Annotated in this window: 15 protein-coding genes; all 15 read right to left on the bottom strand. The window is 43.2% G+C overall.

Translation table 11 applies throughout. From position 1 onward, the window contains the following. Positions 1 to 12 precede the first annotated feature (12 nt). Positions 13 to 393, bottom strand: a complete 381-nt coding sequence (locus IPO96_00520) for a PIN domain-containing protein (protein QQS65032.1) — start codon at positions 391 to 393, stop codon at positions 13 to 15. Further along, complete coding sequence (locus IPO96_00525) at positions 393 to 674, bottom strand: hypothetical protein (protein ID QQS65033.1); 282 nt, start codon at positions 672 to 674, stop codon at positions 393 to 395. Before IPO96_00525 ends, IPO96_00520 begins: the two co-directional genes overlap by 1 nt. Positions 675 to 695: 21 nt before the next feature. Continuing rightward, on the bottom strand, positions 696 to 1,952 hold the full coding sequence (locus IPO96_00530) for a class I SAM-dependent RNA methyltransferase (GenBank protein ID QQS65034.1): 1,257 nt from the start codon (positions 1,950 to 1,952) through the stop codon (positions 696 to 698). 3 nt (positions 1,953 to 1,955) lie between these two features. Further along, a complete protein-coding gene (gene heR, locus IPO96_00535) occupies positions 1,956 to 2,717 on the bottom strand; it encodes a heliorhodopsin HeR (protein QQS65402.1) in 762 nt (253 codons plus the stop codon). 252 nt (positions 2,718 to 2,969) lie between these two features. Further along, positions 2,970 to 3,623 carry a hypothetical protein gene (locus IPO96_00540; protein QQS65035.1) on the bottom strand — a complete coding sequence of 218 codons (654 nt, stop codon included), beginning with the start codon at positions 3,621 to 3,623 and terminating at the stop codon, positions 2,970 to 2,972. Between the two features lie 9 nt (positions 3,624 to 3,632). After that, on the bottom strand, positions 3,633 to 3,935 hold the full coding sequence (locus IPO96_00545) for a DUF427 domain-containing protein (GenBank protein ID QQS65036.1): 303 nt from the start codon (positions 3,933 to 3,935) through the stop codon (positions 3,633 to 3,635). Between the two features lie 18 nt (positions 3,936 to 3,953). Next, positions 3,954 to 5,342: an ABC transporter permease gene (locus IPO96_00550; protein ID QQS65037.1), complete on the bottom strand. Its 1,389-nt coding sequence runs from the start codon at positions 5,340 to 5,342 to the stop codon at positions 3,954 to 3,956. After that, positions 5,339 to 6,043, bottom strand: a complete 705-nt coding sequence (locus IPO96_00555) for an ABC transporter ATP-binding protein (GenBank protein QQS65403.1) — start codon at positions 6,041 to 6,043, stop codon at positions 5,339 to 5,341. Before IPO96_00555 ends, IPO96_00550 begins: the two co-directional genes overlap by 4 nt. A 9-nt stretch (positions 6,044 to 6,052) precedes the next feature. Continuing rightward, entirely contained in the window at positions 6,053 to 7,300 is a 1,248-nt protein-coding gene (locus IPO96_00560) for a PspC domain-containing protein (protein QQS65038.1), read from the bottom strand. Beyond that, entirely contained in the window at positions 7,297 to 7,656 is a 360-nt protein-coding gene (locus IPO96_00565) for a PadR family transcriptional regulator (protein QQS65039.1), read from the bottom strand. Before IPO96_00565 ends, IPO96_00560 begins: the two co-directional genes overlap by 4 nt. A gap of 121 nt (positions 7,657 to 7,777) precedes the next feature. After that, complete coding sequence (locus IPO96_00570) at positions 7,778 to 9,280, bottom strand: AAA family ATPase (protein QQS65040.1); 1,503 nt, start codon at positions 9,278 to 9,280, stop codon at positions 7,778 to 7,780. Positions 9,281 to 9,392: 112 nt separating this feature from the next. After that, complete coding sequence (locus tag IPO96_00575) at positions 9,393 to 9,776, bottom strand: type II toxin-antitoxin system death-on-curing family toxin (protein QQS65041.1); 384 nt, start codon at positions 9,774 to 9,776, stop codon at positions 9,393 to 9,395. A 2-nt stretch (positions 9,777 to 9,778) separates the two neighbouring features. Further along, positions 9,779 to 9,994, bottom strand: coding sequence for a hypothetical protein (locus tag IPO96_00580; protein ID QQS65042.1), 216 nt, complete (start codon positions 9,992 to 9,994; stop codon positions 9,779 to 9,781). 264 nt (positions 9,995 to 10,258) lie between these two features. Then, complete coding sequence (gene lysS / locus IPO96_00585) at positions 10,259 to 11,773, bottom strand: lysine--tRNA ligase (protein QQS65043.1); 1,515 nt, start codon at positions 11,771 to 11,773, stop codon at positions 10,259 to 10,261. Between the two features lie 200 nt (positions 11,774 to 11,973). Then, on the bottom strand, positions 11,974 to 12,435 hold the full coding sequence (gene greA / locus IPO96_00590; protein ID QQS65044.1) for a transcription elongation factor GreA: 462 nt from the start codon (positions 12,433 to 12,435) through the stop codon (positions 11,974 to 11,976). Between the last annotated feature and the right edge of the window lie 5 nt (positions 12,436 to 12,440).

Genomic DNA, 12,440 nt, shown 5'->3' on the forward strand with positions numbered 1-12,440 from the left:
CTTTCTCAGAACTTAAACTTCTATGACATTTATTTTTTTGCCATAGAGCTTCTTTATTTGTCTGTCGGCAGTAACAAAATTTTCCACATTATTATCAAGCGCGCACGCTACTTGCAATGCATCTTCTAGATCGTTTTCAGCAGCAATATCGAATGCAAGCTCTACTGTATTGCCATTAACATTACAGATATGGTAGCTACCCATGGCTTTCCTAAATACATGATTCGGAATCTTTGAGTCTTTATTGATTATGTAATATACCGTATCAATTATCGAAGGGTTAATGAATAAATCGTAGTCTTTTAGTAGTTTTTGGATTTTCTCTGCCCTAGATCTTTGAATGATAATATCTATAATGATATTAATATCCAAAAAAGCTTGTTGCGCCGCCACTACAAATTACCCAGATACCTATGGTCCTTATATTCTTCTTTGATTTTCTCTCGGTATTCTAAATCGTCAAGTTTGCCCCTAGTCTGGCTCGAAAGATAGTTAGATACTTCGCTATTAGCAGCAAACACACGAGATGCATTTGATTGTTTGGGAGTTTGGACCGGCCCGATTTGAGCCTGAAATTTATTTTTGTAAGTTATGCGTACAGTTTCACCACGACTTGCCCTTGCTAAAATAGATTTTAGATCTTCGCGAAGTTCTAATGCTGTAATTGTTTTCATAGTTGAAGTTTAACATGAAGTTTAACTTAAAGTCAAGCTGATAAGTGTTTCGATATGTGGAGTGCGTGGAAAAAAGTTGTAGGCATCGAAGTTTTGGATTTTGTAACCGCCGTCAACGAGTAGCCGCACATCCCTGGCCTGAGTAGCTGGATTACAAGAAAGGTAAACAATTTGCGCCGGTTTCTCGTTGATAATTTTTGCGACAACATCCTTGTGCAGACCCGACCGAGGTGGATCAACTATAATTACCGAGTCTTTTGTTATGTAGCGAAGCGCTTTTTCGGTACTGGCTTCAACTACTTCGATTGGTTGTTTACTGACATTTTCGCGAGCCATTTTTGCATTTACTGGGTCGAGTTCGACCAGAACTTTGGTGCCGCCAATAGGTATGCCGATCGAGCCGACACCTGAGTACATATCAACTTTATTGGTTGCTCCGCTAGTTAAATGGTCGATTCGTTTAAGCGCCAGTTCAAAAATTGGTAAGTTAACCTGGAAAAACGATAACACGTCATAGCTTAGCGCGCAGCCCAGTAACCGATCGCTCAAGATTGTTGAACCGTTCTGATAAATCTTCTCGGTTGTAATCGATGCTGGGCTTTTGGGATCACTGTAGTAGACAACAAGGTTATCTAGTTTGAGCTTGGGAAAAGTTTTGGTTTTGACGAATAGAGCTAGTGCCACTTTTGCGTTTTTGGAAGCCGTTTCGCTGCGTATAATAACCGACTTTAGACTGCCCGCTCTAATTTTTTGATCATTTAACTCTTGTAAAAGGGCTTTAGCTTGGTCAGACATATTCTGGTAAATAAGATCATTGTACGGCAGTTCTAAGAATATTTTGCGGTGAGTTGCTCGCAAGTAATGCGCAAAATGAAGCCCGGCTTCGTCACCCCAAAACGAGAATTCAACCTTGTTTCGATAGTGATTAACCGGACCAGTGCTTTGCACCTCAAAATCTGGCAAGATAACTGACTCACGCTCAAATATCTCTGTGACTATCGACCTTTTGGCGGACAGTTCTGCCTCATAGCTCATTATTTTAAGCGGCTGGGTTGATAGCTCGATGTCCTCTCGACCTAGCTCACTTATGCGATCTGGGCTTGGCTTGATTATCTTGGTAGCAAAACCTTCGGCGTGTGTCTTTTTGGATTTGCTAATCTCAACTTCTACTTCTTCACCCGGCAGCGCATTCCATGCAAAAATCTTACGGCCGTCAGGAAGCGTGCCTAACCCCTGCCCACCATGAACCAGCTTCTCAATTGTAACGAACTCGGTCATTTACTACGGGCGGAGGGCGCCGGCAAAGACCTGCCATGCCAGTAAAGTTTTGGCTACAAGACTGAGCACAATATAAGTTTTTTCACCATAAAGGTAGTCTGCCCAGCGACCTTTGCGCTTGTACTGAAGCCACATGTTGATAGCAAACGAGTTAAACATCAAGAATATGCTAACTAGTATTGCGTAGACAAAAGTTGGTGGGCTAGCTTCACCGTAGCGGCTTGAACCAAAAACGTACCACGCATAAACAAACCAAGGTAACGCGCCGGCCACACAACCTACAACGTAGCTTGACCAATTAACTTTTTCGCTCCGCTTGTTATGTAGCTCCATTACCAAACCGCATAGATTCATGACTGCCGTTAGGCCAAACATCATCAGAAGCGTCGCTAAGTCTGCCACACCGGCAATCATGGCAATCGCTACAATCATAGTGCTGGCACTAAGCGAATACTCATACCAACGAGCACGGTTAATGCCCTGGCTTAGATCGCTTTCATATTTTTTACGATACCAGGTGCTAACTGAGAAGTGAGCGATCGCCGATAGGGCAAAAAATGCCGCAATAACATAAGCAAGGTTTAAATCAAAGAAGCTCCTTGATGCATTGACCAATACTGGTGCGCTGCCTCCGGCTAGACTATCAGTTGTCAAATAACTAGTTGTAACTGGGAAGGTTCGATTACTTGCCAACAGTACAACTGCCACAGCCTGAGCTAAATGCAATAAGCCCGCTGCCATATTCCAGCGGCGAAGCCTCTCCATGACCGACAATGATTTATTTTTACTCTTGCTGTTTGTTGAATTCTCGACTTTACTTACAGGCTTAATTGAAGCGATTTTTGATGCTTTGGCAATTGCCGATTTTGTTGTTTTTGTGCTAGATTTCTTAGTTGTTTTAGAGCTAACTTTTTTGCCAGTTTGTTTAACGGTACTAGCTGTCCGCTTTGTGGTTGTACTTTTCCTCTTTGTAGCCATAATGAGTTAAGTGTAACAGCGGCAAGCCAAACATACAAATTACTGCTGAATTTCTGACATCAACTGCTCAAAAATCGGTCTCGTGAACGCTTCGTTTTCGCTAGAATTACCATTACTCGCATTAACTGAAAATATCCGGTTTTGCTGTAATGTCATGAAGCCTTCGTTCGAGTATATAACTCTTTGGTTCTGTACTTGAGCAAGCTCAAAGGCTTGATTCTGCCCAGCTTTTAGAAAGTAGTCAAACACGGCTGCGGCTTTTTGAGGACTGCTATAGCTGACCAAGCTCAGACTAACAAACTTTTGATTGTTATCCTTGTTGTGATAAACACAGGATTCATTTAAACCACTCTCAAGATCAGGCTTGTTGTGGTCTATCCTGGCATAGAAAACACTTGGTGTGTTAATGATGGTTTTGCTTACATCACCTGCTAAGAATTGCTTAGCTTTTTTGTCGGTTAACAGCCCGCAGCCAAAACCTAGACTAGCCTTTTGTGCAGCAAAGCTTCTATCATAGACGTCGTTCTGGTCACGCGAAACAGTGACTAGCAAGCTATTTTGTAATGCCAAAGCTGCAATTGAAATAAAAAACCAGAATATTAGAATTAGTAACAATAGATTCCTGTATTTAGATTTCAAGTTATTACCACCAACCTTTTTTTGTTCAATGGTTTTTTTAGTCTTTTTTGTCATACTCTTTGGTTAGTCGGTAATCTTTACATTGCCATAGAAGGCTATGTATCCAGCAAATTCCCTGCCTACTCGCTGAACAGCCGAGGCCATCGGTTCTGGATAGCACCAGGCGTTGTCTTCTGACCAGTCTTCGCCTTCACCGACATCGAAGAACTGGCAGGCACCCTTCCACGGACATGTGTATGGTGTGTCACTTTTTCGCAAAAGTTTAAGATTGACGCTACTAGGCGGAAAATACCAGTTGCCTTCAATATTAACTAGGTCGTCTTGCACAGATTCGGCAACTATTTTATCTTTCCAAATGGCCTTCATAATGCCCCTTTTTTAGCTTTACTCTGTTCTGAGAGCCTCAATAGGATCAAGCTTGGCGGCTTTACGGGCCGGCAAATAACCTGCCATTATTGCTACAAAACAGAGAACCAAAAGCAGCATGACTACCTGCTCAATTCTAAAGATCAATAGATCATTGCCTAGATCGAGTTTCTTGCTAATCCATGGGTTCATCATTGTCCCCACAACAAAGGCTATCAGCGCACCTAAGATACCGCCGAGTAAACCAATCCACCCAGCTTCGAGCATGAACAGCCTTCGCACATCACGGTTGCGCATACCCAATGCTTTCATTAAGCCAATCTCGCGAGTACGCTCTAACACGCTAATGTACTGCGTGTTGACAATGCCGAAGATTGAGGCGATGAGGGTTATGAACCCAAAAACCGCCACGACAATCTGAAGTGTATCAACTATTTGTGTGACTGATTTCTGGATTTCTCTTGTACCGATGACGTAATAGCCTTTTTTGCCGAGATCGTCTCGGGCTTCGTCCATTGCTTTTTGATCTTGGCCATTTCGTATACGTACATATGCGTAAATATACTTACCATAGCCAGACGTATCTTTAGAGGTATATTCGTATATGTCGCTGGCATCTTTCTCGGAAACAATGAATGGTGGCGCACCAAAACTAAAACTAGTTGGTGATTTTCGACTAACTGCTGAGATAGTTAACACCATATCCTTGCTGGCAACTTGTGACTCAGCCAGACTCTGCGGGTTTAGCTGCCCACTTTTAAAACTATCAACTAAACTCTGTACATTTGCAGTAGTAAAAGATTGTTGAATGTTCAGATTCACGGTTTTGCCAAGAGCTTCGTTAGCATCTTTGAAACCCAAAGCACCCAAAAAATTATCTGGAATAATGATGTGCCCCGGGCTTAGTGAGTCCTGGTCTAGATTGCCAGCTGTTATTTCTGGCCGCTGCGCCGGGTTAAACCCGATCAAACTTAGTGCATACTTTTTCTGGCCTTCGCGGGTAATGTAGCGAGCTGAAATTTGCGTTTCTTCCCTGACTCTTTCAGCGTAAGGTAGAGACTTTAGCTCAGCTAGATCGGTGCTGCTAACTTGTTTTATTGCGATGCTACTCGAACCGCCACCACCGCCACCGAAGTTTAGGTTGGATGTATTCTCGTCATACTCTTTTGGTGCGGTGTTTGGGCTGCCGGTATTAGCCACTTCCGGGTCGCGGCCAACTATCAGCTCAGATGGGTCAAAATTACTCTTAATAAGATTCGAGGTGTACTGCCTAATGCCATTACCGGCTGCCAAAGTTGCTGTAAGCGTAAAACCTCCAACAGCAATGGCGAGTGCCGTTAGAATCGTGCGGCCTTTAGCACTCCGCAAACTTCGGCCACTTCGAGCAATTGTATCAAGCAATCTCATTTTTTGCCTCCAGCTTTGGCGGCGCCAGTGATCTTTTCTAGCCGTCCGTCTTTGATGTAAACTTTTATGTCACACATACTAGCCAGGTCATGATCGTGGGTCACCATAACCAAAGTTGCACCCAGTTTTTTGTTCATGTTAAAGAGCAGCTGCATGATTTTGTCACCAGTCTCACTATCGAGGTTGCCTGTAGGCTCATCGGCAAAAATTATGCTTGGTTTGTTAACAATTGCTCTGGCTATCGCCAAGCGCTGCTTCTGGCCACCAGATAGATTACGAGCTCTTGAATCGGCTTTGTCGGCAAGCTCAACTTGCGTTAAAGCCTGGAGTGCCCTTGCCTTTCGAGCCCTTGGTCTGACATTGGAAATTTCTAGAGGTAAGCTGACATTGCTAAGAACTTTTTGGTTGGCCTCGACAAAGAACGACTGAAAAACAAAACCCATTTTTTTGCTTCTAAAACTGTCTTTGGCCTTGGCTTTCATCCCAGCAATATTTACACCGTCAACAATCACTTGGCCTTCTGTTGCAGGGTCAAGCCCACTCATGACGTGCATCAGAGTGCTCTTGCCAGAGCCGCTTTTACCCACTATCGCCACACTAGCGCCATCAGGAATTGAAAAGCTCACTTCTGAGAGAGCAGTGAAGGCAGTCTCTTTTTTGCCATAAGTCTTGGATATATTTTTTAGTTCAATCATTACTATTATTGTACACTAATTTAATACTTCAATTATGGGGATTGGGATCGTGCATATTTCCGGACAACTGTCTTCGCTAGTATCGACCGCCGTAGTGTCGACAGACAAAACGCCACTTTCGTTGACAACCGTCTTTATCTTGGATATATCAATATTTTTATGGGTAGTAAGCTTGACGTTGCTGTACCAAGTGTCTAAAACATGATTATTGATCTTGCTGTTGTCACTAACTTCGAGCTTACCGCTTACAATTATGGAGTTGAACGGCTTCAGTGTTCTACTTTCAACGCTATACGTGCTACGATAACGCGCTTCCAACTTTGGCGCAGTACTACCAATCATACTCAATCCCAAGCAAAAGCTGAATGCCATAATAACACCGAACCAGTTTGCCTTACGTTCTGACATGGCCCTTTTCTTACGAATTATTCTCAGGCTAACCATTACTATGCCTGCGAAAAACAGCAATACCGACAGTATCGTAAACCCAAAACCAAACTTCTCAATTAGGGTTAGTGGGAAAATATCGACTCCGTTTAACTTCAGATTTGCAAAATATATATAACTTGCCGCTGTAAAAACCCCGAACAAAGACAATAAAGAAACTACAAGTAAGATATAGGCGAAAAAATTAACAACTAGGCTGACGATAAAAGATGCAGCTTTTGTGAACTTCTTGCTAGCCTGAGTGGTTTTATCGTTGATGTTTAGAGATTCGATTCTCTCTTTTATATTATCAACTGTCACGGGGATCCCCTGCATCTTGAGTCTGTCTGATTCGGTTATTGCTTGAGGGAGCAATATCCACATCGCAACATACAGCATGACACCGAAACCACTACCAAATGCTAGTGCGATGAATAGTAGTCGAAACCACAGAGGATCGGTTTCAAAATATACACCCAAACCACTGGCCACGCCTCCGATTATCTGACCCTCTGGGTCTCGCATCAGTTTACGGCTTTCGTTTGTTTTTGATCTACTATTATACCTGTCACCTACCGGTTCGTCACTTTCAAAGTCTACCGGCTGACCAAGCTGGTTTTTTAAGTATTCAATATCTTCTTTTAGAACAACCTTTTCATTAGCGATACCACGATTCTCAATTAGTAGTTCGGCCATTCGTGCTTCAATTTCGTTAACAACTTCTTCACTTTCGGCGTGTTTTTTGACAGCCTCTAGGTACACTTGCAGGTGTTTGTAGGCATCGTGCGCAATCACGAATTGCGAACGGTTAAGGTTGATGCGTTTCACTTCGTTCATCTGCTTTTTTCTCCTTCCAGTTTCTTTATCGCACTATTTAAATTCTTGTAGGCGGCCGCTAGACCCTTCATTACCGTTTTTCCCTCATCTGTTAACCAGTAGTATTTACGGGGCGGTCCCTGCTCTGACTCTTGCCATTCATAGCCCAAAAGCCCAATTCCAGCTAATCGGTTTAGCAGCGGATAGAGCGTCCCCTCGACGACGATTAGCTCACTGGCGTGAAGTTTGACAATTATTTGACTGCTATACACTTTTCCTTGCGAACAAAGCAGTAGCACGGCGTAGGTTAAAGCGCCCTTTTTCATCTGTACGGCACTTGATTCGACGAATTCGTTTTGGTCAGTAGTCTGATTCATACACTACTATGTTATACAAGGTAGTAAGTAATGTCAAGTACAAAATTTAATGTTAGGAAGCTTTTGCTTTAGATAACCCCAGCTCAACACAACACTTGGGTTGCCTTATGTCGATCTGGGGTTAAAGTACCAGTTTTTCTAAGCGAGCTTTTATAGAGCCTTCGTGACGGCCAAACTGCTGGCTCAATTGCCGGAATGTTTTGCCTTTTGAGTTTAGTTTGAGCAGTTTTTGGTCATCTTGCCCTGTCCATGGAGTATAGGCATTCGGATACTCAAGTCTCATCTTGGCAAGTTTTTCTGCCCAAGTTCCGCCTGATTTAGTCTTTTTGAGCTTCTTTTGAGCACATGCTTTTTCCCATGCGCTCTCTAGGGTTTTATACAAAGCGTCATTTTGGAGAGATGATTTTCGTAATTGTTTATCGATTTCCTGCGCACGCTCATTCATTGTTAGGGCCGTCCTGTTAAGCCCACCAAGACTCAAACTATCCAGCGACCTAACACGACTGATCGCTACGTAACCCATGCCCGGGACAAAGGCCTTTGATAGATCAATGTGCGCAGAGTCCAGGGTCATACCCTGGCTTTTGTGAATGGTGATCGCCCAGGCTAAGCGCAGCGGGATCTGACTAATGCTAGCTATCTTTTTTTCACCGTCTCTTAGTTCCCATGTTTCGTAGTCGGCAACTACTTGCTTACTGTTTTTGATTCTGACTATTGGCAATCCCGAATCTTCTTCAAAACCGACCACCTCGCCAAGCGTACCATTAACATATTTTTGCTCTTGGCTGTTTTTGACGAACATCACAAATGCACCCTCTTTAAGTTTCAAAACTTCTGGCGCTAGGCAACTTTTTTTGAGCGTAGCTACGCCCGTTTTGCGCCCACTTGAGTTCATAAAAAACTCATGTTCTTCACCCTCCACTGCGCCGAGCTTAGCGTTATTTATTACATCTACATTTATATTGTGAGTGTAGAGTTCTGTTGTCCCCTCCGGTAATTCAGTGCTTAAACGTCTATTCATTAGCGCCTCAACATGACGACGACGTAAATCATTCTCACGAAAGGCCGTCAGAATTTCACTAAGCATGTCGTCGTTCTGACGATGCTGTTCCTCCAGATAACAAACTATTGGATCAAGCTCTTGCCATGAAAAACTATCAAAAATAAAATCACCCTGCCTACTACCATCTCGGTTAATAGGTGGTAATTGGAAAAAGTCACCGCTCAGCACAACCTGCAAACCACCAAACGGTGAATCGTTTTCTCGAACCAATCTACAAACCTTTTCCACCATATCTAGCCTAAAATCATGAAGCATAGAAACTTCGTCGATGATCAAAATGTCGGAGGTTTGGATTTGTGCCTTTCGGCTCTTACTCATCGATTCGATCTGCCCTTTATTAAGTTCATCAGCGATACCAATACCCGCCCAGGAGTGTATCGTGTTTCCTCCAAGATGAGTTGCAGCAAGGCCTGTGCTCGCGGTAACGGCTACTTTCTTTCCATTGGCCCTCGCCCACTTAACAAACTCGTTAAGAACGTACGTTTTTCCGCTACCTGCGGGCCCAGTCAAAAAAACAGAATTACCTTCACTCAAAATCCCCAGAGCCATAGCTTGCTTCATCTGCTCTAGTATACACTCGCAGCAAGCTTGCAGTATCCCATCTGGCCAGTTAAGACCTTAAATACAACAAACTTTGCGCACATGTGCAAAGTTTGTTGTAGCTTTCTGATGTCTAGATACTGGAGGTGTGTGATTTAAACCAAGCAGCTATTTCGGGAATATCCGCTTTCGAGAAGGCTATATGAACCGCAAAATCTTCTAGTTCTTTAGGCATAGCATTTAACAGATGGCCATTCTGCATCATAAACAAAGCAGCACAAGTGATACCTGTTCTTTTGTTCCCATCAACAAAAAGATGATCAGAAATAACGATACGCGCGTAAACCGCAGCTTTTTCGAAAACTCCATTGTACTGCTCTTGCCCGAAAACGCTTTGTTGTGGTGCAGCTATAACCGAAAACAGACTTCTCTCATCACGAACACCATGACTTCCGCCATAGTCTTCAATTAGCTGAAAATGTATCAACAGAATATCTTCTGTACTAAGATACTTCACTATTATCTACCTGCTAGATTTTTGAGCGCCTGGCCGTATTGCTGTTTAAATTTTTTGTAGTTTAGTGCTACTTCATTAGCAGGCGCTTCTAGCTTTTTAAATGTAACACTAACTTCATCGCCCGGTTTTAGGTTGAGGCTTTTGAGGTTTTTTGCAGGTATCGTGACTCCTGCGGATGTGCCAATTTTTATAATTTTTTGGATTGTTGTTACTGTCATACTATGACTTTAGCAAATTCCGCAAAATATTACAATATTATTATAATGTTTCCGAGAACTACAGGAATTACGTGTTTAGTGCATTTTCGGATGAAAATAGAGTACCGCAAGCCGAGCCGTACTCAACGTACGGTGAGCGCGTAACGGAGATTTTCATCAAAAAGGTGCAAACGTGTAATTCCTGTTTACTTGGGTTGACTAATGTCGAGCTGGGGGTTATTAAAACTACCGCCCAAATTACGTCAGAGTCTTCATCTTATTTCTCTAAAATTTCAGTTCTGAGTAGATAGACTTTGTTACGTCGTCTATTTCGTGGCGCATTTGTGGGAACGGCACACCCTCACGGGCCGAAACACCTTCAAAAATCCAAAAAACACGTTCAGAAAAGCCAAGCCCACAAGTTGGCGGCATGCCATATTCGAGCATTTCGACGTAATCAATATCAAGCATTTGAGCTTCTGCATCGCCGCTGGCGCGCATCGCTTCTTGTTCTAGGAAGCGATTTAACTGATCAATTGGGTCATTAAGCTCAGAATAGCCGTTGCACAATTCGCTGCCAGCAATCACTGCCTGAAAACGCTGCACAGTATCGGGATTTTCAAGATTAGTTTTTGCAAGCGGACTAATAAATAACGGCGTATTGATTAGCCAAGCTGGCCCCGCCACACCTGCCCTGATTCGTTTCCAAAGCTTGTCGATAGACCGCGGAATATTATCGGTTTTTTCGACCTCAAGTTTGTGTTCTTTTAATGCTTTTTGGACCTGCTCCAACGTACAATCAAAAACATCTATACCGTACTCGGCTTTGATAACACTTGCGTAATCGAGTTTGGCCCATGGTTTTGCAAAATCGACCTCGAAACCACGAAGGTTGAACTTCTTGGTTCCAAAAGTTTTTTCTAGCACAAAGCTAAACATGTCTTCCATCAGCTGCATACCATCTTGCCAGCTAGCGTAAGCCCAATACCATTCCATTGCGATATGCTCTGGCAGATGCTCTTCTGTATAATTTTCGTTTCTAAAACGCGGCCCGATATCGTAGACTTTTTCGTAACCGCCGCCTATCAATCTTTTAAGTGGCAGCTCATGACTAATGCGTAAATAAAAATCCTGATCCAGCGCATCCATGTGAGTAACAAATGGGTTCGCGTCAGCCCCGCCAGTTGTGTGCTCAAGTACTGGGATGTTTACTTCCAAAAACCCACGCTCATTCATAAAATCTCTGGTAGCCTGCCAAAACTTACTACGCCTAATGTATCGCTGTTTTACTTCATCATTGACATTGGTATCTATGTATCTACGACGTAGGCGCTGTTCTTTGTCAGTAAAACCCTCCTGACGTGTTGGCATCGGCCTCAAAGCTTTGGAAAGCAAGCGCATAGTTTTTACTTCGACCGATATTTCGCCGGTCTGGGTTCTAACCACTTCGCCTCTAGCCTCAACGAAATCGCCACTGTCGAGCAGTGGTAATTCTTCTGGCACTGCCAGCTCGCTATCAGCCCGTTTCGGGTTGCCAGATTGGTTATCCGCCTTAACAAAAAGCTGCAGTTCACCACTAGCATCTTTTATGACCACGAACGCTATTTTGCCAAACTTACGGATTGAGACTATGCGACCAACCACACCGACCGTCGCACCTTCTAGCTGGTCGAAGTCATTCAATATCTGCCCTAAATTGTGTGTACGATTAGAATCTGCCGGGTATGGGTTTATGCCAAGCTTTCTCAGCTCTTCAAGTTTGCGCAGTCGCTCATCACGAAAATCTTTTAGTGTTGCCATATGTAATTGATTATAGATTATAGATTATAGAATTCCGAATTTTGTGGGACCATTAAGTTGCACTGACCCAAATAGACATAAAATCTACCCGCAGCGAACTACTACTAACTACTAACTACTAACTACTAACTACTAACTACTAACTACTAACTACTAACTACTAACTACTAACTACTAACTACTAACTACTAACTACTAACTTATGATATTTCAGCTACTTTGTAACTATCAATGCCTGCCGGCGTCTTGATTTCTACTTGGTCGCCAACTTTTTTACCGATTAATGCCTGGCCAATTGGCGATTCATCGCTAATTTTACCTTTAAGAGGGTCAGCTTCAACTGTGCCTACTACCTGGAACTCTTTCGCCTTACCGTCGTCGCTCTTGAGCTTCACGTTACTACCCATGGCAACTTTGTTATCGCCTTTGGGTTTTGCAATCACTTCAACATTTAGAAGTATATTTTCAATATCAGAAATTCTGCCTTCGGCTTTGTTCTGCTCTTCACGCGCTGAGCTATACTCAGCATTCTCGGCCAAATCACCAAATTCACGAGCGGTCTTTATACGCTCGGCTACCGCCGTTCGCTGACTCTTAAGTAGTTCTAGCTCTTTCTCAAGTTCGGCCACCCCTTCTTTGGTCAAGTGAAACTGCTTTTTCATGAAAT

The organism is Candidatus Saccharibacteria bacterium, from assembly GCA_016700315.1.
In the GTDB taxonomy this organism is placed as follows: Bacteria; Patescibacteriota; Saccharimonadia; order Saccharimonadales; family SZUA-47.

What these genes read in the sequence shown, in the direction of transcription:
- IPO96_00525 (QQS65033.1), bottom strand. Translation starts at nt 674, where the DNA reads ATGAAAACAATTACAGCATTAGAACTTCGCGAAGATCTAAAATCTATT.
- IPO96_00530 (QQS65034.1), bottom strand. Translation starts at nt 1,952, where the DNA reads ATGACCGAGTTCGTTACAATTGAGAAGCTGGTTCATGGTGGGCAGGGG.
- heR (QQS65402.1), bottom strand. Translation starts at nt 2,717, where the DNA reads ATGGAGAGGCTTCGCCGCTGGAATATGGCAGCGGGCTTATTGCATTTA.
- IPO96_00540 (QQS65035.1), bottom strand. Translation starts at nt 3,623, where the DNA reads ATGACAAAAAAGACTAAAAAAACCATTGAACAAAAAAAGGTTGGTGGT.
- IPO96_00545 (QQS65036.1), bottom strand. Translation starts at nt 3,935, where the DNA reads ATGAAGGCCATTTGGAAAGATAAAATAGTTGCCGAATCTGTGCAAGAC.
- IPO96_00550 (QQS65037.1), bottom strand. Translation starts at nt 5,342, where the DNA reads ATGAGATTGCTTGATACAATTGCTCGAAGTGGCCGAAGTTTGCGGAGT.
- IPO96_00560 (QQS65038.1), bottom strand. Translation starts at nt 7,300, where the DNA reads ATGAACGAAGTGAAACGCATCAACCTTAACCGTTCGCAATTCGTGATT.
- IPO96_00565 (QQS65039.1), bottom strand. Translation starts at nt 7,656, where the DNA reads ATGAATCAGACTACTGACCAAAACGAATTCGTCGAATCAAGTGCCGTA.
- IPO96_00570 (QQS65040.1), bottom strand. Translation starts at nt 9,280, where the DNA reads ATGAAGCAAGCTATGGCTCTGGGGATTTTGAGTGAAGGTAATTCTGTT.
- IPO96_00580 (QQS65042.1), bottom strand. Translation starts at nt 9,994, where the DNA reads ATGACAGTAACAACAATCCAAAAAATTATAAAAATTGGCACATCCGCA.
- lysS (QQS65043.1), bottom strand. Translation starts at nt 11,773, where the DNA reads ATGGCAACACTAAAAGATTTTCGTGATGAGCGACTGCGCAAACTTGAA.
- greA (QQS65044.1), bottom strand. Translation starts at nt 12,435, where the DNA reads ATGAAAAAGCAGTTTCACTTGACCAAAGAAGGGGTGGCCGAACTTGAG.